Source organism: Pseudomonas sp. JL27(2026), from assembly GCF_056933555.1.
The window spans coordinates 4,650,926-4,671,078 of record NZ_CM167794.1 but is presented as its reverse complement, the minus strand read 5'-3'; the positions used below and the strand labels follow the sequence as shown (position 1 = coordinate 4,671,078).

The window sequence follows — 20,153 nt, the reverse complement described above, 5'->3', positions numbered from 1 at the left end:
CGAAGAACGATAACGCGGTCTACGAACCGACCGTTCGGCACTCTTCATCAAACTGTCACGCAACTGTGGCAGCGCGCTTGAACAAACATCATCAGACTCGCGCTCTACTGGGGTTCTGCGTTTCGGTGTTTTTCATGCGGGTACGATTTTTTTCCATTGCACTGCTTCTGGCCGCACTGTTGTTCGGCCCGCCGTCCTTGGCGGCTTCGCGTTGTGACGTCAATGTGCCGACCCAGCGGGTCGATCTTCCACAGGTGAGCCTGGCGTACCAGAGCATTGGTCGCGCCTCGGACCCTGCATTGCTGCTGGTGATGGGGCTGGGCGGGCAGTTGATTCACTGGCCGGATGAAGTGGTGGTGGCGCTCTGTCAGCAGGGGTTTCGGGTGATTCGCTATGACAACCGTGACGTTGGGTTATCCACCTGGCGCCAGGCCCCCGCGAGCGCCAACCTGACCTTCGAAGTGCTGCGCTACAAGTTGGGCTTGCCGGTGGCGGCGCCTTATACGCTGACCGACATGGCTGACGATGCACTGGGTTTGATGGACGCCCTGCACGTGGAGCAATTCCATGTGCTGGGCGCAAGCATGGGCGGGATGATCGCCCAGCATATGGCGGCCATGGCGCCGCAGCGGGTGGAAAGCCTGACGCTGATCATGACCAGTTCCGGTGCCGAAGGGCTGCCGGCGCCGAACGCGGCGCTGGTGCAGTTGCTGTCACGGCGCAGTGCGCCGAACCGTGAGGTGGCGCTGGAACAACAGGCCGACTTGTTGGCGGCGCTGGGCAGCCCGCAGGTGAGGGATGATCGTCAGGCGTTGTTGCATCAGGCGGCGGTGTCCTATGACCGGGCGTTCAACCCCGAAGGCGTGAAGCGCCAGATCATGGCGATCCTCGCCGAACCGAGCCGGGTGGCGCTGCTGAATCAGCTGCGGGTGCCGACCCTGGTGGTGCACGGCACCGCTGACCCGCTGCTGCCGGTGATGCACGGCATTCACCTGGCAGCGCATATTCAGGGTAGCCAGTTGAAGCTGATTCCAGGGTTGGCCCACCGTTTTCAGGAAGCCTTCAAGGCCCCGTTGCTGGCGGCGGTGCTGCCGTACCTGAAAACCCACCGCGAAGACACCTCACATTGGGCGCAGATCGATCCGGTACAGGCACCGAACCTGTTGTAACGTTCAACAGGCCTGAAGGTGCGCCTTTGTGGCGAGGGAGCTTGCTCCCGCTGGGCTGCGAAGCGGCCCTAAACCCGTCACCGCGTACTTTCAGATAGAAGCAATCTGCGACTACTACGCCGTCGAACGGGAGCACGCTCCCTCGCCACAGGGACCGCATCGAGCGTTTCAGCGAACGATCTTGTCCACATGAATCCCGAGTTTCTTCAGCCGATACCAGAAGCTGCGCTCGGAGATGCCGATCAGTTGTGCGGCGGCGGCTTGTACGCCGTTGCTTTGCTGGAGTGCGGCAAGGATGTAGGCCTTCTCGACTTCCACCAGTGCGGCGTCGAGGTCGGCAGGGACGCTGCTGCCTTCGCTGAGCATCGCACTGGCGCTGCCATCGTTGGCACGAGAGGCGAACAGGTAGGCCGGCAGGTCCTCTTCTTCGATCACCGCACCCGAGGCGACGATGGTGGCGCGCTCGACGCAGTTTTGCAGTTCGCGGATGTTCCCAGGCCACGAGTAATTGGCCATGGCCTGCAAGGCTTCCGGGCTGAAACCCGTGATGCGCTTGCCGGCTTCGGCACCCAGGGTGTGGGCGAAGTGCCGGGCCAGTGGGCCGATGTCTTCGGCCCGCTCGCGCAAGGCCGGCAGCGGGATCGGAAATACGTTGAGGCGGTAATAGAGGTCTTCGCGAAACTCCTTGTTGGCCACCGCTTCCAGCAGGTTCTTGTTGGTGGCGGCGATGACCCGCACATCGACCTTGCGCTCGCGCGGGTCGCCCACCGGCTCGATCACCCGTTCCTGCAAGGCCCGCAGGATTTTTGCCTGCAAGGCCAGCGGCATGTCGCCGACTTCGTCGAGAAACAGCGTGCCTTTGTCGGCCTGCATGAAGCGCCCCACGCGGTCAGCCACGGCACCGGTGAATGCGCCTTTGCGATGGCCAAACATTTCGCTTTCCAGCAAGCCTTCCGGGATGGCCGCGCAGTTGACCGCGACAAACGGTTTGTCGGCGCGGTTGCCATGTTTGTGGATGGCCCGGGCGACCATTTCCTTGCCGGTGCCGCTTTCGCCGGTGAGCAGGATGGTGGCGTTGCTTTCACGCACCGAGTCCACCGCTTGCAGGACCCGGCGGAAGGTCGGGCTGTCGCCCACCAGGCTGTCGATCTGCTGGTGTTCGTCGAGTTCGGCGCGCATGCGCTGGTTGTCTTTGAGGATGTCGCGAAATTGCAGGGCCTTGCTGACGGTGATGTCCAGTTCATCGATGTCGAACGGCTTGGCAATGTAGTCAAACGCACCGTTGCGCATCGACTGCACGGCGTTTTTTACCGTGCTGTAGGCGGTCATGACGATCACCGGCAGTTGCGGGTAACGCACCTTGATTTCCGCCAGCAGCTGCGGCCCGTCCATGCCGGGCATGCGCCAGTCGCTGATGACCAGGTCGATGTCTTCCTGCTCCAGCACTTTGAGCGCATGCAGGCCGTTGCCGGCGGTAAACACCTGGATGTCGTTCTGGCCAAGGGCGGAGGCCAGCAGGTCGCAGAGCTTGGGCTCGTCGTCCACCACCAGAAGGTTATGCGTCATCGCTGTCCTCGCCATCGTCTTTACCGTTGGCAGGAATGTACAGGCTGAACGTGGCGCCGGCATCTTTTTCACTGACGCATTCGACCCGCCCGTCATGGTTCTCCATGATCGAGAAGACCTTCGCCAGACCCAGGCCCGTGCCGGAAGCCTTGGTGGTGACAAATGGGGTGAAGATGCGTTCGAGCATGTCCGATTCGATGCCCTGGCCGGTGTCGGACACGCTGATCACGGTGTATTCGTCGTCACTGCTGATGCCCAGGGTCAGGCGTCCGCCGTCGGGCATGGCGTCGATGGCGTTGAGCACCAGGTTCAGGCACGCCTGCTTGAGCTGGCGGGCGTCGGCGTGCAGTGTTGCGCCGGGCGCCTTGTCTTCGATCCGCGCATCAATATTGTGGGTGGCCAGTTCCGGTGCACAAAAGCCCAGCAGTTCATCCACCAGCGGCCGTGCCAGCACGGTGGCGCGCATTGGGGCGCTGGGTTTGGCGAAGTCGAGGAAGTCGGTGATCAGGTCGTTGATCCGGCTGACTTCGCTGACGACATATTCAAGATGCCGTTTGTCGGTCTCCGGCAGGTCGGCGCGGCGGTGCAGCAACTGGGTCGCGGTTTTGATGATGCCCAGCGGGTTGCGGATTTCATGGGCCAGGCCCATCGCGACCTCACCGAGTGCATGCAAACGGTCGCGACGGCGCAGTTGGGATTCCAGGTGCTGCAATTCGCCCAGGCGTTCGCTCATGTGGTTGAAGGTGCTGCTCAGTTCGGCCAGCTCATCGCCACCGATAACCGGTACCCGTTGGCGGTAATCCCCGGCAATCACTGCCTGTACGCCTTTGGACAGGCCCCGAAGAGGCCGCGTCAGGCGTTGGGACACCAGCCAGCCGACGCACAGCGAGGCGGCGGAACTGAGCAGGAAAATAAACACGAACAAGCTGCTCTGGTTGACCAGCCCGACGAGGCTGGAATGGCGCAGCAGGCCACTGAAAATCACGCCCTGGAGTTCACCGTTATCGTTGAGGATCGGTCGATAAATGCCGCTGTAGCGGTTGGTGAATTGCTCGATGGGTTCCTTGGTGCTGCGCAGGATCTCTTCGATTTTGTGCGGCACCAGTTGTGGGTGATCCTCGAAGCGCTGGGTGGAGAATATCTCCGAGAAGTCATCGGCCTTGGCCAGGTACAGGCGCAGGTCCAGGGAATGCACTTCGGCCACGCTGGTGAGGAAGCTGCTGTCCAGGTAGGTGGCGATCACCAGTTGATAGTCGACACCGTCCTGGGTCGTCTCAAAGGTCGAGACCACCGTGCCGGTGGCAACGCCGCCGACTTGCAGCGTCTGCAGTACGGCTTTGGGCGCAGTGTTGATTTGCCGCACGATGTCATCGGCTGCCGTGCTGAACACCACTTTGCGGTCGTGGATGCGCACCAGCGCCACCACATCGATGCCCATTGAATCGGCGATATCGGCGGTCAGTTTGTCGTGCTTGGTCGAGGTGTGGTCGGTGGGCGGGCGGGTGTAGCGCAGGAACAACTGTGCCACCCGGGCGTTGTCACGCAGGATTTCGGTAATTTCGTCCTCGACGATTTTGGTTGATTCCTGCAACCAGATCCGCACGTTGCTATCGAAAATCTGCGACAGGGTGGTGGCCGCAAGTTCGGCGGCGATCATGGTCGGGATCACGCTGACCAGCCAGAATGCCAGGACCAGCTTGCGTTGCAGGCTCCAGCGGGAGATGGCGAAGGGGCGGGCTTTACGGCGGCGGTCTCTGATCATCGGGTTTCGCTTATCGCAGCAGCCATGGCAGGGTCGGATCGATCCGGTCGGATAAACAGCTTGACGACTTTCAACAGGGCGTTGAGCAGCCGGTTACGGTGGTGAAAGAACAGCGTATTGCCTTCAAACGAGCAACCGAGCCGCAGCTTACTGGCATACCCGGCCTGGCCGCACTCGTACAACGGGATTTTATGCTGAATACAATAGTCGACATTGGCCAGCCAGCTTCTGAAGTACAGGTTGTACTCGCGGGTCTGGTCCAGGTCGTGGGCGAAGAATTTGTCCACCAGCCGTTGCTCGTCGAGCAGCACCAGGTTGAACGCCACCAGTTGCTCGTCGACCCAGTACAGTACGCACGCGGCGCGGTCTTCGAGGTGTTCGAGGATGTTGGTGAAGTACGCCGGTGACAGGCGTTCGAACTCCAGATCACTGCGCGCCAGAGTGGCTTCGTACAGGCGCATCATGGTCGGCAGGACGTCGTCCACCGAGCGTCGCCATTCGATGCGCGGGCCTTTGGCCCGGAGTTTTCGACGCAGGTCCTTGCGGGTTGATTTGCCCAGTGAGCCCAGGTACGCGTCCAGGGAGCCGAACGCGATGGGCAGCACGGCGCTTGGCAATCCGGGCATGTCTTGCAACCCGGCCTCACGGCAAACGTCCAGCCATTGCGGGTCGTTGCTGGGCGCATCCTTGACCGCCAACAAGCCGATGCCCGCCTGATTGGCGTCACTGCGGGCCAATGTCAGCAACTGGCGCAGCAAGGCCGGGCGCTGCGCCTCGGTCACGGAGCGAGCCGTGCCCACGTGGCACTGCTCGGCAACCGGTGAACCGAGGGCATACAGGTGGATATCCAACACGCCCGGCAGCCAACGCCGCAACCGTTCGGTGACCCGCTTGGCCAGCCCCTGAACCGTGGTGTCGAGCGAATACACGGTGGTGAACGCCACCGCGGCCGCGATGACGCAACCGTCCTCTTGCAGCGTCAGGTAACGCCACTGGAAGTCGGCGATTCCTGCCTTTTCAACGGCCCGATAGTAGTCCCAGTCCTCGAGTTCTGCGGGGAAGCAGTCATTCCAGGCGCAGCGTTCGATGGCCTCGATGGTTGAAAAGGCTTGGGCGGTGATCACGTCGGTTCCTTAGGCTACGCCAGCTGTCGATACGCTTCGCGCACGGGCGGGGTTACCGTCCGCTGGGCGATGAAGTCCGCGCTCAACTCCACGACGCGGCGGTACTGCAGGTCGACCGTGATCATGTGGTAGCAGTTATCCAGCAGGATCTTGGTCACGGGGCCGCCGAGTTTGCGTTCCACGTAATCGGCGTTCCAGCGGCTGGTGATGTCGTCCTCGCGCGAATGCAGCACCAGTGCGGGGACGTTGATCGAAGGCATGCGTTTCTTGACCACCGCGTTCATCCGGTGCAGTTCGCGCACGGTGACGCCTTCCATGGTCAACAGCCCGGCATTGCTGCTTTCGCCGGCCTTCATCTGGCGCTCGACGATGGCCCGCAGGCGCTCGTTCTTGATGCCATAGGGCGGTTTTTCTTCGAAACGGCAGATGTGCACGCCAAACGGAATCTTCATCAGCAAAGGCGTCAGGAACGCCAGTTTGTGAATGCTCCAGCCGTCATAGCGCAGGGTGGTGGAATACATCAGCAGGCCGCTGATCTGCCCCGGGTGTTCGGAGGCCAGGTACATGGACATGACCGCGCCCATGGACAGGCCGCCGACGAACACCTGTTCGTGTTTACGGCGAATGCCGGCGAACGTCTTGCGCACGCCTTCGTACCAGTCGCGCCAGCCCGTGGCTTGCAGGTCGGCGTTGTCACCGCAGTGCCCGGCCAGGGTGGGCACGTACACCGTGCACCCTGCCTTGGCCAGGCCGATGGCCACCCGACGCAACTCCGTCGGGGTGCCGGTCAGGCCGTGGATCAACAACACCGCGACCTCACCACTGCCGAGAACGAAACCGGCGCTACCTTCGCCCATGTCGATCTCTGGTTGGATCATCGTTTCATCGCTCGAGCAAGCAAGCGGTCGAGCAGGGCGATGCCCAGGTCGATTTCCGGGTAGCTGATTTCCAGCGATGGCGCGAGGGTGATCACGTTCTTGTAGTAACCGCCCACATCGAGAATCAGGCCCAGACGCTTGCCGTCGATTTCGATGTCGCCCTTCATGCCTTCTTCAACCATGAAGTCCAGGGTGGCCTTGTCCGGCGTGAAACCGTCCGGGCCGCAGATTTCGCAGCGCAGCGCCAGGCCCAGGCCGTCGACGTCGCCGATGATCGGGTAGCGTTTTTGCAGGTCCTTGAGGCCTTCCAGGAAGTATTTGCCCTTGGCCATGACCATCGCGCCGTAATCGACTTCGCTGGTCATCTTGAACATTTCCAGGCCGACCGCCGTACCCAGCGGGTTGGAGGCGAAGGTGGAGTGAGTCGAGCCTGGCGGGAAGATTTTCGGGTTGATCAGTTCTTCTTTCGCCCAAATGCCGCCCAGTGGGTTGAGGCCATTGGTCAGCGCCTTACCGAAGACGATCACGTCCGGTTTGACGTCGAAGTGCTCGATCGACCACAGCTTGCCGGTGCGCCAGAAACCCATCTGGATTTCGTCGACGACCATCAGGATGCCGTGCTGGTCCAGCACCTGCTTGAGTTCGCTGTAGAAGTTCATCGGCGGGATCACGTAGCCGCCGGTGCCCTGGATCGGCTCGACGTAGAACGCTGCGTATTCACTCTGGCCGACTTTCGGGTCCCAGACACCGTTGTATTCGGTTTCAAACAGACGGGCGAATTGTTGGACACAATGGCTGCCGTATTCTTCCTTGGTCATGCCTTTTGGGCCACGGAAGTGGTACGGGAACGGGATGAAGTTGGCGCGCTCACCGAAGTGACCGTAGCGGCGACGGTAGCGGTAGCTCGAGGTGATCGACGAAGCGCCGAGGGTACGGCCGTGGTAGCCGCCTTCGAAGGCGAACATCAGGCTCTTGCCGTTGGTGGCGTTACGCACGACTTTCAGCGAGTCCTCGATGGACTGCGAACCGCCGACGTTGAAGTGCACGCGACCGTCGAGGCCGAACTTCTTCTTGGCATCGACCGCGATCATTTCCGACAGCTCGATCTTGCCTTTGTGCAGGTATTGGCTGGCGATCTGCGGCAGGGTGTCGATCTGCTGTTTCAGTGCATTGTTCAGGCGCGGGTTGGCGTAACCGAAGTTGACGGCCGAGTACCACATTTGCAGGTCGAGGTAAGCCTGGTCTTCGGTGTCCCAGACGTAGGAGCCTTCACAGCGGCTGAAAATACGCGGCGGATCGATGTAGTGAACAGTGTCGCCGTAAGAGCAGTACTTGGCCTCTTTGTCCAGAAGGACCTGGTCTTCTGCGGTAGCGATTCGGATATCAGACATGGTGGAAGAGTTCCTGTTGTTCAGAAGTGTGTTCGCAGGGGTGATCAAGCGAGAAGGTGCTGGCGTTGGCAGCGCTGCCGTTTGGCAACTGGGCCAGCAACGCGGGCAGTTCGGCGAAGCTGTCGAAGCGGGCGTAGGCAATGCCGTTGCGCTCGCAATGCTCGGCCAGGCGGTCCTTGGCAAATACGAAGTCGGCGGTGGAGGCCACGCACATGTCGGATTGGCCGTCACCGATCACCAGCACGCGTTTGCTGCTGGGGGTGGACTTGCATTTGCAATTGCCGGAAGCGGCGCGGCAGGCGTCGCTCGAGTACGGAAAGTCGATACGCCAGCTGTTGTGGTCGACTTGACGCAGGCGATTGGCGAGGATCGGCAGCAAGCTCACGTAGTTGCGTGCCAGGATCCGGGCGATGCCTTGCTCGATGCCGTCGCTGACCACTTCCAGGGTGGCGCCGAGGCCGACCACGTGGTCGACGAAGTCGGGGAAGTCCGGGTCGATCTCGACGGTGTCGAAAAAGCCGAGCAGCTCGGCAGGCGAGGCCTTGACCAGCGAGAGCTGGCGACTGAGGCATTCACGCGAACCGATGTCACCGGCCAGCCACTGTTCCTCAATCACTTCCCAACTTGGGTCGGCGAAGCGTTGAAGGATGCTGTCGATCACGTCGGTGCGGGTGATGGTCCCGTCGAAATCACACACGATGTGCCAGTCAATCATCTGTAGTACCTGTTTATGGCGAGGCAGTGGGCAGGGCGCGCTGTTTGCGCTTGCAGTGGGGTACAGCAGGGACTGTGCCAAGTTGTTTCGGCCCATGACTGGCGGGCTTTCGGCGCGCAGGGGCGAAATCGGAGCTACAATTTTTGTAGGTCGCTACAAACAACATGAGTGCTTGCGCAGGGAGCTGGACCTGAGGATTGATGCGCGCATGTCACGATAAGGAATCGCACCATGTTCAGGTTTATCTCTGCTGTATTCGCCAGTCTGCTGTGCCTGTGCGGTGTGTCCGCTACGGCGCGGGCCGACGGCATCACCGGTGAAGCGGGGCTGGGAATCAGCTATCAACCCTACGACCCGACCGGCAGCCGCTACGAGACAGTCCCCGTGCCGTACTTCGATCTGGACTGGGGCGATGTGAGCCTCGGCACCGACGACGGCTTGACCTGGAGCGCCCTGAAAACCAACGGTTTCAGCACCGGGCCGTTCATTAATTACCTGCCGGGGCGCAGTGCCAACCGGTCGCTGTACGGCTTGCGCGATGTGCCGGACATGGGCGAGGTCGGTGGCTTCATTCAGTACAGCCCGGCCGACTTCTGGCGGGTGTTCGCCCAGGTCGGTCAGGCCGTGGGCGGTAAAGGCGGCCAGGGTGGCGTGTTGGGCCGGGTCGGCGGGGAAATAGGCTATCCGCTGGGCGGCGGGGTGATTGGCAGCAGTAACCTGACGGCGCATTTCGCCGATGGGCGCCAGACCCAGACCTTCTTCGGCGTGACGGACAAGGAGTCCCGGGCCTCGGGCATTCGCGAGTACAACGCCAGTGGCGGTTTGCAGAATGTGGCCCTGACCCAGAGTTTCGAATTCCCGCTCACGCAGCACTGGTCGCTGGTGACCAGCGCCAGCTGGATTCACCTGACCGGCTCGGCGGCGGACAGCAGTATCGTCAAGGAAAAGGGCAACGTGAACCAGGGCGAAGTGCAGGCGGCGATCAGCTACAAGTTCGACTGATCGCAGCGATCAAGGATCGCAACGCTGCCCCGGACGCTCTGGATGTGACGCAAATCGTCACCCGGTGCATTCCCGCACGAAAGCGTGGGAATGCTCATGAAAGACGTGTCGAGTTTGGTCTGCTGTTTGCAGTGGTCGTGGAGAACTCAATTGCTCAGGAAGTTCTTCATGGCTCGTCCCGTCTATCGTTTGCTCGCCTATTCATTGTGGGACTTGATCCCGATCATGCTGGGCGTGGCCCACCTGGCGTTTGTCCTGTGGCTGGTAACGGCTTTTCATGACCTGTCATGGTGGGCCATCGTGCCGCTGGCCCTGGTCTATGCCGTCAGCCTGTCGTGGAGCATCAATAGCATCTCCCATAACCAGATCCACAACCCGTACTTCACGATGGGCTGGATGAACCGGGCGTTTGATCTGCTGTTGTCCGTGACCATCGGTTTCTCCCAGACGCTCTACCGCGATATCCACAATCGCCATCACCGGGGCAACTCCGACCTGCCGGGAGCGGACGGTAAAACCGTCGACCCGCTGTCGATCTACCTGCGTGGCAAGGACGGCCAGCCGGAAAACCCGTGGGCCTACACCTTCCTCAGCTTCTTTCGCGATGACCCCAAACCTTTTTATGAGGAAATGCAGCGCAAGCGCCCTGACGATGCGCGCTGGGTGAAGGTCGAGATCTACGTGACGGTCGCCACCTACCTGGCGCTGGCGTTCTATGACTGGCGTGCGGTGCTGTTGCTGGTGCCGTTCTGGTACCTGGGCCAGGCGTTGTCGTCGCTCAATGGGTATTACGAGCATCTGGGCGGCAATCCGGACTTGCCGATTGCCTGGGGCGTGAGCACTTACAGCGTGCTCTATAACGTGATCTGGATGAACAACGGTTACCACGCCGAACACCATTACCGACCGAAAATGCACTGGACCAAGGTCAAGGCGTTCCACCGCGAGATTGCCGAGCAGCAACGGGCGGCGGGGGTGAAGGTGATCCCGGTGTCCCATGGCCTGGGCTTTCTGGTGGCTCACCGCAAAGAACAGTGAGTCGGGCGATGGTTTCCCCGTCGAACGGGTCTGCGGGGGCACTCATCGGACTGCGGCTGGCCCGTCCCTTGCATTTACCCCCTGAAGCCCGTTCGGCCGGCCTTCATGAGTGATGGAGCCGGTGTCTGAGGGGGTCTGACAAGGGTGAATCCAAACCTTGAACATTTTAGATCTCGACCACAGCCTGACGGCCCAGGCGCCTATCGCTCGACTGCTGGAAAGCGGCCGTGCGCGGCGTCTGGACCTGCTCGACCTGGGCCCGAAACTGCGCTTATGGTCCAGCGAGAAGAACTACCGGCGTTTTTCCGAGCGCCTGCGCCAACGGCCCCGCCACACGGGCTCGCAACCGGAAATCTTCTTTGTCGGCTCCGGTGACTATCACCACCTGACCCCGGCCTTTCTCGCCGATATCGCAGAGCCGGTCAGCCTGATTCACTTCGACAACCACCCCGACTGGGTACGTTTTGCGCCACGTCGCCATTGTGGTTCGTGGGTCAACCGGGCGCTGAAACTGCCGAACATCAAGCGCATCGTCACCCTCGGCCCGTGCAGCGACGACCTGCATAACCCGCAACTGCGCGGCGGTAACCTCGGCGCGTTGAAGCGTGGCGACCTGCAATTGTTTCCCTGGCAACACCCGCCGTCCCAGGTCTGGGGCCGGATCGGCGATGGCGCCGGGCACCGGCAACTCGAAAACCACCTGCACTGGCGCAACCTGGCCGACCTCGATTGGCCGGTGTTTCTGGCGCAGTTGATCCAGAGCCTGCCCACCGACGCGGTGTGGATCACCATCGACAAAGATGTGCTGGCCAGCGAAGACGCGGCCACCAATTGGGATCAGGGCGGCATGCGCCTGACTCACTTGCTGCAAGCCTTGCGCGCACTGGCGGCGAGCAAGCGGATTCTGGGCATCGACGTCTGTGGCGAGTTCGCCCAGCCGGCGTTCAGTAACGCCTTCAAACGCTGGGAAGCCAAGTCCGACCAACCGCCTCCCGAGCGCTGGAGCGATGACGACTTACTGCGCAACTCAACCACCAACCAAGCGCTGATCAGCCTGTTCGAGGAGTTGTTCCCGTGACCCTGACCGTGGTTTTACTGGTGGCCTTTTCGATTGTCCTCGATGTCATTGGCCAGCTCTGTTTCAAACTCGGCCTGGACCGGTTGCCCGAACTTGAAGGCGGTTTTCGCCTGAACGCATTCTGGGGCCAGGTGTTCAACGCACCGCTGCTCTGGTGCGGGATCGGCGCCTATGTGATCGAATTTTTCGTTTGGCTCGAAGCCCTCTCCCGAGCGCCCTTGAGCCTGTTGTTTCCAGCCGCGGCGCTGGCGTATTGCGGGGTGGTGCTGGCCGGCAAAGTGGTGCTGGGGGAAACCGTCAGCCGCCGACGCTGGCTCGGCACCCTGGTGATTACGGCGGGCGTCATGCTCGTGTGTGTGGCCCATGTCTGAAGCTCAATCAATGATGGAAGGGAACAGCACCATGGGGTGGTTGCACGGACGGCTGGGCACGGTGGTGCTCTGGATGTTGCTGATCGGCTTTGAAAGTGGTGGCCAGATCGCCACCAAGGTCGGCGGCGATCAACTGGGGCAGATGGATTTTACCTGGCAATGGCTGCTGGCCGTGGCCGGAAATCCGGGCGTTTTGACGGCTATCGCCTGCTACATCGGGGCGTTTTTCGTGTGGATGCTGATCCTGCGACGCAGCAGCTTGTCGCTGGCGTTCCCCCTGAGTTCGCTGGTATTTGTCGGGGTCTTGCTCGGTTCGTGGCTTGGCCTGGGCGAGCAGATCAGCCTGCTGCACTGGTTTGGCGTGGCCGTGATCATGGGCGGGATTGCGTTGCTGGCCGAGGGAGAAGAGGCCTGAATGCCCACTGTTTCCTGTAGGTGCCGAGCGTGCTCGGCGTCTACAGGGCGGGGTCTCAGCCTACATCTGGTTTGACGCTTCGGCGCGACAACGGCCGCAAGCAATGTCAGGCGTGCAGGCGCACCCAAACGCTGACCAACACCGTCGCCGCCATCAACCACGCCACCGCCGCAACGGCCAGCGACGCCTCCAGCCGCATCCGGTCGACCATCACGTACAAGGTCGCCAGGTACACAAAGTACGGAATGATCGACCACATGCCAAACACGATGGTGGTTTTCAGGTCATCCAGCGAGCGGCCCTTGCCGACGATGTAGTGGGCGATCAGCGCAAAGGTCGGAAACAGCGGCACCAGGCCTGCAATGTAATAGTTTTTGGTCTTGGCCAGTGCGGCGAGGATCACCACCACTGCGGCGCCGAGTGCAGCTTTCAACAGTAAGTCCACGGGCATTCTCGCGGCGGGTTAATGGCTCAGGCCGTACTTCTTGACCTTGTCGAACAGCGTGGTCTTGGCCATGCCCAGTTCCAGGCTGGCCTGGGTCAGGTTGCCGCCGCTGCGTTGCAAGGCATCGTTGAGCAGGTTGCGCTCGAAGGCTTCCACCGCTTCGGCGAACGCCAGGCCCTGAGTGCTGCCGCCGGTGCCGGACTTCTTGAAGGCCGGCAAGCCAAGGGCGAAGCGTTCGGCGACGTTACGCAGTTCCCGCACGTTGCCCGGCCAGTCGTGGCTCATCAGGTTCGACAGGGTCTGGTTGTCCAGTTCGGGCAACGTACGGTCAAAGCGCAAGGACGACTGCTGCAAGAAGTGTTCGAACAATTGCAGGATGTCTTCGCGGCGCTCACGCAGGGGGGGCAGTTCCAGGGTCACCACGTTGAGGCGGTAATACAGGTCGCTGCGGAACTGGCTGGCGCGGCTCAATTCGTCGAGGTCGGACTTGGTCGCGGCGATCACCCGGCAATCGACGGCAACGCTCTGGTTCGAACCGAGGCGCTCCAAGGTGCGTTCCTGCAAGACCCGCAGCAACTTGATCTGCAAGGGCAGCGGCATGCTTTCCACTTCATCGAGGAACAGCGTGCCGTCATGGGCGTGTTCGATTTTGCCGATGCGCCGTTTGCCGGCACCGGTGAAGGCGTTGGCTTCGTGGCCGAATATTTCGCTTTCGAACAGGTTTTCCGGCAGGCCGCCGCAGTTCAGGGCCACGAACTGCTGGGAGTGGCGGCGACTGAAGTCGTGCAGGCAACGGGCAACCAGTTCTTTACCGGTGCCGGTTTCACCTTCGATCAACACGTTGGCCGAGGTGTCGGCCACGTTGGCGATCAACTCGCGCAGGTGCTGCATGGCCGGTGAACGGCCGATGATCCGGCCTTCAAGGGAGTCGCGTTCGGCCAGTTGTCGACGCAGCGATGTCACCTCGCGGGCCAGTCGGCGCTGTTCCAGCGCGCGGCGTGCGACGTCCACCAGACGTTCGGGGGAGAAGGGTTTCTCCATGAAGTCGTAGGCGCCTTTTTGCATCGCGCCAACGGCCATGGAGATATCGCCGTGGCCGGTAATCAGCACCACGGGCAGGCTGCGGTCGCGGGCCTTGAGGCGGGTCAGCAACTCCAGGCCGTCGATGCCGGGCAGGCGAATGTCGCTGACGACAATCCCGGCGAAGTTCTCGCCGACGCGCTCCAGCGCTTCTTCGGCACTGCCCACGCCAATGCACGGAATGTCTTCCAGGGTCAGGGCTTGCTGGCAGCCGAGCAGGACATGGGGGTCGTCTTCGACGATCAGCACACTAAGGTCGTTGTTCATATTGGCTCGGCGGGAAGGGGGCTTACCAACGGTAAACTGAGGACGAAAGCGGTACCACCGCTGGCCGGGTGCTCGACGCCCAAATGGCCGCCAGTGGCGGCGGCCAGGCTCGCCGAGAGGGTCAGGCCGAGGCCCAGGCCCTGTTCACCGGGTTTGGTGGTAAAGAAGGGTTCGAACAAATGTTTGCGCGTCTCAAGGTCAATGCCGTGGCCATTGTCGCGCACGCGCAGGCGATATTTGCTCTCGACAGCGTCGCCCTCCAGCCATAGCACCGGCAGTGGCTGCGCTTGCATGGCGTCGAGCGCGTTGCCGATCAGGTTGACCAGAATCTGCTCCAGACGGGTCTGGTCGATCTGCACCTGAACATCGGAAAAGTGCCGATGTACCTGCAAGTGCGCGGACTCCACGCGACTGCCCAGCAGTTGCAGCGCGGCGTCTACCGCTTTGCCCAGGCTGGCCTGACCCTGATCGTCACCGCGCCGGGCGAAGGAGCGCAGGCTGGCGGTGATCCGGCCCATGCGGTCGATCAGTTCGTTGATGGTCTTGAGGTTGGTGCTGGCGACGTCGAGCTGACCACGTTCGAGGAACCGAACCGTGTTGCCCGACAGCGTGCGCAGGGCCGCCAGCGGTTGATTCAATTCATGGGCGATGCTGGTGGACATCTGCCCGATGGCGGCGAGTTTGCCGGCCTGCACCAGTTCATCCTGGGCGCGGCGCAAGGTTTCTTCGGCCTGGCGCCGCTCGCGGATCTGGCTCTTGAGGCGCTCGTTGCTGGCGCGCAGGTCGCCGGTGCGCTCGGTGATCCTGCGCTCCAGTTGGTTGTTGGCCTCTTGCAGCGCTTCACGGGCGGCGAGGCGGGTGGCGATGACCTTGCGTCGTTCGTTCCAGGCGATCAACAGAAACGCCACCAGGGCAAACGCCACCGCCACCAGGATTCCCTGATTGATTGCCTCGCGCCGCAAATCCTGTAACGGCGTGAGCAGGGTGAAGTTCCACGGCGTATCGCTCAAGGGCCGGGTCTGTGACAGGTAGCTGACTTCTTCTTCGTCTGACACCAGTTCGGTGTTGGCCGGGAAGGTCAGTTTCTCCACGCCTTCGGCCAGTCGCTCGCGCGCCAGCGGTTCAAGTTCGTTGAGCGGGAACCAGTAATATTGAAGGCTGCGGGCCAGCCGCTCCTTGGTTTCATCACTCAGGGGCAGGACCGATTTGAGCCGCCGCGCCGGGTCGCTGGAAAGGATGATGATGCCGTTTTCGTCACTGACGAAGGCTTCCAGTCGGGCGCGTTGCCAGCGTTCTTCCAGCGCTTCGAGGCGGACCTTGACCACCGCGACGCCGATGATCTTGCCTTGTTCTTCCAGGCCATGGGCCAGGTAGTAGCCGGGTTCGCCGTTGGTGCTGCCGATGCCATAGAAACGTCCGGGCTGGCCACGTATGGCGTTCTGGAAATAGGCGCGAAAGGACAGGTCTTCACCGAGGTAGCTGTCGACATCGCGCCAGTTACTGGTGGCCAGCACGCGGCCGGTGGTGTCCATCACGTAGATAGCCCGACTGCGGCTGCGCCGGTTCAGGCCTTCGAGGTAGTCATTGACCGCTTGCCGGTGTTCCGGCGACGGGTCGTCCAGCAATTGCGAAACACTCGATTCGAGTTCCAGCAGGCTGGGCAGGTAGGTGTATTTGCTGATCTCGCTTTCGACCGTGCGGGCGTGCAGTTCCAACTGACGCTGGCCGTTCTCGCTCAGGCTGCGGATGCCGTAGTGTTCGCTGGTCCAGAAACCGACGTAACCGAGACCGACCATCAGCAAGATGACCAGTGGCGGTAGAAACAAATGGCGAATCAGACGGGGTTTCACGGCGAGTGATGGCGGTGCGGCGCGATAGAGAGTGGGGTCGCATTTCATCACAGATGCCTTGGGTCAACCAGCGTGGTAGCGGGCTTACCCTTTATTCAGTCGAGCGCAGAACCTGTGGCGAGGGAGCTTGCTCCCGCTGGGACGCAAAGCGGCCCTGAAACTTGCCAATGCAATTTATCTGATACATCGCACTGGCTGGTTCTACGACTGCTTCGCAGTCGAGCGGGAGCAAGCTCCCTCGCCACAAGGGCAAGCCTGCTCTCCTATCGAGAGCAGTTCCGGTTTTAGTGCTGCAGGATTTTCTCGAGGAAGTGTTGTGCACGCTCGGAGCGGGCGCTGATGTCGCCGAAGAACTCTTCTTTCTGGCAGTCTTCGATGATCTTGCCCTGGTCCATGAAAATCACCCGGTCCGCCACTTTACGGGCGAAGCCCATTTCGTGGGTCACGCACATCATGGTCATGCCTTCGTGGGCCAGTTGCACCATCACGTCGAGTACTTCGTTGACCATTTCCGGGTCGAGCGCCGAGGTCGGTTCGTCGAACAGCATGACGATCGGGTCCATCGCCAGCGCACGGGCAATCGCCACACGCTGCTGCTGACCACCGGAGAGCTGGCCAGGGTGCTTGTGGGCGTGAGCGGAAAGACCAACGCGCTCAAGCAGTTGCAGGCCTTTCTTGGTAGCCTCTTCCTTGCTGCGCCCCAACACCTTGATCTGCGCGATGGTCAGGTTTTCGGTGATGGTCAGGTGCGGGAACAGTTCGAAATGCTGGAACACCATGCCCACGCGTGAGCGCAGTTTCGGCAGGTCGGTCTTCGGGTCGGCGATGGATGTGCCGTCGACCACCACGTCGCCTTTCTGGAACGGTTCCAGGGCGTTGACGCATTTGATCAGGGTGGATTTGCCGGAGCCGGATGGCCCGCACACCACGATCACTTCGCCTTTTTTGACCTCGGTGCTGCAATCAGTCAGTACCTGGAAGTCGCCATACCACTTGTTGACATTCTTGATAGAGATCATACGGCAAACCTTTTTTGCAGACGCTTGACCAGCAGCGAGGCGGCAAAGCTGATTGTGAAGTACACGAGACCTGCGAAGATCAGGAACTCATTGGAGCGGCCGATGATGTCGCCACTGGCTCGCGATGCATTGAGGAAGTCCACCAGGCCGACCGCGTACACCAGCGAGGTGTCCTGAAACAGGATGATGCTCTGTTGCAGCAGCAGCGGGGTCATCTTGCGGAACGCTTGCGGCAGGATGATCAAACGCATCATCTGGCCATACGTCATGCCCAGAGCTTGGGCGGCGCCCATCTGGCCTTTTGGAATCGACTGCACGCCGGCACGGACGATTTCGCAGAAGTACGCCGCTTCGAACATCATGAACGCCACGATGCACGAGGCGAACGCGCCGATCGGGGTGTCTTCGCCGGTGATCCAGCGCAGGACGAACGGCACCGCCAGGTAGAACCAGGTGATCACCAGCAGCAGTGGGATCGAACGGAAGTAGTTGACGTAGGCGCCGGCAATGTTCGACAGCAGCTTGCTGTGGGACAGGCGCATCAGTGCCAGGATCGTACCGAGGATGATCCCGCCGACGACGCCGAGCGCCATCAGTTGCAGGGTCATGACCATGCCGTTCCACAAGCCCGGCAGGGACGGAATGACGCCCGAGAAGTCGAATTCCATCATTTACCCCCTACGGAGATCAGGCCGGGCACCGCGACTTTCTTCTCGACCACACGCATCAGCAGCATCAGGCTCATGTTCAGGGTGAAGTAGATCAGGGTCGCCAGGGTGAAGGCTTCGAACAGGTTGGCGGAGAATTCTGCGGTCTGTTTGGTCTGCGCGAGCAGCTCCATCAGGCCGATCAGGGACGCCACGGACGAGTTCTTGAAGACGTTGAGAAATTCCGAGGTAAGCGGCGGAATGATGATCCGGTAGGCCTGGGGCAGCAGCACGTTCCAGTAGATCTGCGGCAGGCTGAAACCCATGGCGCGGGCGGCCGATTCCTGGCCACGCGGCAGCGCCTGGATACCGGTGCGCACTTGTTCGCACACCCGGGCAGCGGTGAACAGGCCCAGGCACACGACAACGCTCAGGTAGGCGGAGGTGGTCGGGTTCAGGTCCTGCTTGTACCACTCTTGCAGGTTGGCGGGCAGCAGGTCGGGCACCAGGAAGTACCAGATGAACAGCTGAACCAGCAGCGGCACGTTACGAAAGAGTTCCACGTAGCAGGTGGCGATGCCCGCTACCAGGCGATTCGGTACGGTGCGCATGACGCCCAGAATCGAACCCAGCAGCAACGCGATGATCCAGGCCACGATGGCGATGGCGATGGTCCAGCCCAGCCCGGAAATGAACCAGTCGAGATAGGTCTCGCTGCCCACGCCGGTGGACTTGAAGAACACGCCCCAGTCCCAGTTGTAATTCATTAGGGTCTCCCCTCAGATCGATCGATGTACAAGTGCCCGCCTGGGGAAAATCCGTTCCCGCCCGAACAGGTGGCCTGTGTGATCAGTTTTTTCAGCTCAAACTGACCGTACAGACCTCTGCAATCAGGCACACGCGATCGGCTCGACAACCACCGGTTCGAGTGCTTCCAAAAAAGTGCCAGCAGGGAGTGACAGCCTTCTGAAAGGGCATGGGCCCTTTCAGAAGGTAAGGTTAGTCAGAAATCAGGATTTTTTGTCGTCAGCCGCTTTGTCGGTCGGGTTGGCGATCAGGGCCTTGAGCTCGTCGCTCATCGGGAACATCAGGTTCAGGCCTTTTGGCGGAATTGGCTGCAAGAACCACTTTTCGTAGATCTTGTTGATTTCGCCCGAAGCGTAGGTCGCTTTGATGGCGTCATCGACAGCCTTCTTGAACGGTTCGTCGCCCTTGCGGACCATGCAGCCGTAGATTTCATAAGACTGTGGTGTGCCGGTCACGGCCCAGTCAGTCGGCTTCTTGGCCTTGGCCATTTCACCGGCCAGCAGCGCGTCGTCCATCATGAAGGCAACAGCGCGGCCCGATTCCAGCATCTGGAAGGACTCGCCGTGGTCTTTGGCAGAGATGACGTTCATGCCCATCTGCTTGTCGGCGTTCATCGACTTGAGGATGCGCTCGGACGTGGTGCCCGCGGTGGTCACGACGTTCTTGCCTTTGAGGTCAGCGAAATCCTTGTAGGTCGAGTCCTTTTTGGACAGCAGACGTGTACCGATTTCGAAGATGCCGACAGAGAAGTCAACTTGTTGCTGACGCTCGACGTTGTTGGTGGTGGAGCCGCACTCGACGTCCACGGTGCCGTTCTGCACCAGCGGAATACGGGTTTGCGAGGTGACCAGGTTGTACTTGACCTGCAGGTTAGGCATGTCCAGGTCTTTTTTGATGGCTTCGACGATTTTCAGCTGAATATCGTGGGAGTAGCCGACCGGTTTGCCGGTAGCGTCCGCGATGTAGGAAAACGGAATGGAAGCGTCGCGGTGGCCCAGGGTGATGGTGCCGGACTCTTTGATCTTCTTCAGTGTGCCGGTGAGTTCGGCGGCGAAAACTGGAGTGCTAATCAGTGCGGCAGCGATAGCTGCGCCCAGAAGATGGGGAACGATGCGCATCAAATTTTCCTCGACATTGTTTTTATATGGAGCCAGTTCGTCGGCTCTTTTTTTGTACTGCGAATGCCTTGACTGCTCCTGAAGTGTTGGCACATCCGGCATTCGTCCCAGAGTGTAGAGCATGAGTCGTGCCAGGCCAGGCGAGTCTTATCAACGCATTGATTTAGAAGGGTATTAAGTATTTATGACGGTGTTTTTCATGCCGATTCATCCGGTTTACCGAATTGACCAGAAGGTCGCGTTCGGAAAACCGAATGCAATCCAGGGGGGGCGCTGAGCACCTTGTGGGTGCGAGCCTGCTCGCGATGAGGTCAGCGCATCCAGCATTGAAGTTGCCTGACACACCGCTATCGCGAGCAGGTTCGCTCCCTCCGTGGAGTTGCGGTGTATTCCGGAATGCAGAAAGCCCCT

At 60.9% G+C, this 20,153-nt stretch carries 19 protein-coding genes; 6 read left to right on the top strand and 13 right to left on the bottom strand.

Translation table 11 applies throughout. The features are described from left to right. Positions 1-134: 134 nt before the first annotated feature. Entirely contained in the window at positions 135-1,169 is a 1,035-nt protein-coding gene (locus AC1Z1G_RS21195; RefSeq protein WP_483622321.1) for an alpha/beta fold hydrolase, read from the top strand. Between the two features lie 168 nt (positions 1,170-1,337). Here the strand turns inward: AC1Z1G_RS21195 and AC1Z1G_RS21190 are convergent, their stop codons facing one another. The 6 genes from AC1Z1G_RS21190 to AC1Z1G_RS21165 are packed head-to-tail and all read right to left on the bottom strand — an operon-like array spanning position 1,338 to position 8,605. After that, a complete protein-coding gene (locus AC1Z1G_RS21190) occupies positions 1,338-2,735 on the bottom strand; it encodes a sigma-54-dependent transcriptional regulator (RefSeq protein ID WP_483622320.1) in 1,398 nt (465 codons plus the stop codon). Beyond that, entirely contained in the window at positions 2,725-4,497 is a 1,773-nt protein-coding gene (locus AC1Z1G_RS21185; RefSeq protein ID WP_483622319.1) for a sensor histidine kinase, read from the bottom strand. Before AC1Z1G_RS21185 ends, AC1Z1G_RS21190 begins: the two co-directional genes overlap by 11 nt. Continuing rightward, positions 4,494-5,621 (bottom strand): GNAT family N-acetyltransferase, encoded by a 1,128-nt coding sequence (locus tag AC1Z1G_RS21180; RefSeq protein ID WP_483622318.1) that lies wholly within the window; start codon positions 5,619-5,621, stop codon positions 4,494-4,496. Before AC1Z1G_RS21180 ends, AC1Z1G_RS21185 begins: the two co-directional genes overlap by 4 nt. Positions 5,622-5,635: 14 nt before the next feature. Then, positions 5,636-6,499 (bottom strand): alpha/beta hydrolase, encoded by an 864-nt coding sequence (locus tag AC1Z1G_RS21175; protein WP_483622317.1) that lies wholly within the window; start codon positions 6,497-6,499, stop codon positions 5,636-5,638. Then, complete coding sequence (locus tag AC1Z1G_RS21170) at positions 6,496-7,890, bottom strand: aspartate aminotransferase family protein (protein ID WP_483622316.1); 1,395 nt, start codon at positions 7,888-7,890, stop codon at positions 6,496-6,498. Before AC1Z1G_RS21170 ends, AC1Z1G_RS21175 begins: the two co-directional genes overlap by 4 nt. Next, positions 7,883-8,605, bottom strand: coding sequence for an HAD-IB family phosphatase (locus AC1Z1G_RS21165; RefSeq protein ID WP_483622315.1), 723 nt, complete (start codon positions 8,603-8,605; stop codon positions 7,883-7,885). The genes AC1Z1G_RS21170 and AC1Z1G_RS21165 overlap by 8 nt, the downstream gene beginning before the upstream one ends. 231 nt (positions 8,606-8,836) lie before the next feature. Between AC1Z1G_RS21165 and AC1Z1G_RS21160 the strand changes: the two genes are divergently transcribed. From AC1Z1G_RS21160 to AC1Z1G_RS21140, 5 genes are all read left to right on the top strand, one after another. Continuing rightward, complete coding sequence (locus AC1Z1G_RS21160; protein WP_483622314.1) at positions 8,837-9,607, top strand: MipA/OmpV family protein; 771 nt, start codon at positions 8,837-8,839, stop codon at positions 9,605-9,607. Positions 9,608-9,775: 168 nt separating this feature from the next. Then, positions 9,776-10,645: a fatty acid desaturase family protein gene (locus AC1Z1G_RS21155; RefSeq protein WP_483622313.1), complete on the top strand. Its 870-nt coding sequence runs from the start codon at positions 9,776-9,778 to the stop codon at positions 10,643-10,645. Positions 10,646-10,802: 157 nt separating this feature from the next. Then, complete coding sequence (locus tag AC1Z1G_RS21150; protein WP_483622312.1) at positions 10,803-11,723, top strand: arginase family protein; 921 nt, start codon at positions 10,803-10,805, stop codon at positions 11,721-11,723. Further along, positions 11,720-12,094 (top strand): DMT family transporter, encoded by a 375-nt coding sequence (locus AC1Z1G_RS21145; RefSeq protein WP_347901773.1) that lies wholly within the window; start codon positions 11,720-11,722, stop codon positions 12,092-12,094. Before AC1Z1G_RS21150 ends, AC1Z1G_RS21145 begins: the two co-directional genes overlap by 4 nt. Positions 12,095-12,104: 10 nt before the next feature. Beyond that, entirely contained in the window at positions 12,105-12,509 is a 405-nt protein-coding gene (locus AC1Z1G_RS21140) for a DMT family transporter (RefSeq protein WP_483627944.1), read from the top strand. Between the two features lie 106 nt (positions 12,510-12,615). Here the strand turns inward: AC1Z1G_RS21140 and AC1Z1G_RS21135 are convergent, their stop codons facing one another. The 7 genes from AC1Z1G_RS21135 to AC1Z1G_RS21105 form a co-directional block, all read right to left on the bottom strand. Beyond that, complete coding sequence (locus AC1Z1G_RS21135; protein ID WP_483627942.1) at positions 12,616-12,945, bottom strand: GlpM family protein; 330 nt, start codon at positions 12,943-12,945, stop codon at positions 12,616-12,618. Between the two features lie 27 nt (positions 12,946-12,972). Then, positions 12,973-14,301 carry a two-component response regulator AauR gene (aauR, locus tag AC1Z1G_RS21130; RefSeq protein WP_347901772.1) on the bottom strand — a complete coding sequence of 443 codons (1,329 nt, stop codon included), beginning with the start codon at positions 14,299-14,301 and terminating at the stop codon, positions 12,973-12,975. Continuing rightward, positions 14,298-16,199: a two-component sensor histidine kinase AauS gene (gene aauS / locus AC1Z1G_RS21125; protein WP_483622311.1), complete on the bottom strand. Its 1,902-nt coding sequence runs from the start codon at positions 16,197-16,199 to the stop codon at positions 14,298-14,300. The genes aauR and aauS overlap by 4 nt, the downstream gene beginning before the upstream one ends. A 236-nt stretch (positions 16,200-16,435) precedes the next feature. Beyond that, the gene (locus AC1Z1G_RS21120) at positions 16,436-17,170 is read right to left on the bottom strand and encodes an amino acid ABC transporter ATP-binding protein (RefSeq protein ID WP_150709842.1); all 735 of its coding nucleotides are present in this window, start codon (positions 17,168-17,170) and stop codon (positions 16,436-16,438) included. Beyond that, positions 17,167-17,838: an amino acid ABC transporter permease gene (locus AC1Z1G_RS21115; protein WP_483627940.1), complete on the bottom strand. Its 672-nt coding sequence runs from the start codon at positions 17,836-17,838 to the stop codon at positions 17,167-17,169. The genes AC1Z1G_RS21120 and AC1Z1G_RS21115 overlap by 4 nt, the downstream gene beginning before the upstream one ends. Next, positions 17,838-18,584 (bottom strand): amino acid ABC transporter permease, encoded by a 747-nt coding sequence (locus tag AC1Z1G_RS21110; RefSeq protein WP_483622310.1) that lies wholly within the window; start codon positions 18,582-18,584, stop codon positions 17,838-17,840. The genes AC1Z1G_RS21115 and AC1Z1G_RS21110 overlap by 1 nt, the downstream gene beginning before the upstream one ends. Before the next feature lie 243 nt (positions 18,585-18,827). Then, the gene (locus tag AC1Z1G_RS21105; protein WP_347901769.1) at positions 18,828-19,742 is read right to left on the bottom strand and encodes a glutamate/aspartate ABC transporter substrate-binding protein; all 915 of its coding nucleotides are present in this window, start codon (positions 19,740-19,742) and stop codon (positions 18,828-18,830) included. Positions 19,743-20,153: the final 411 nt, after the last annotated feature.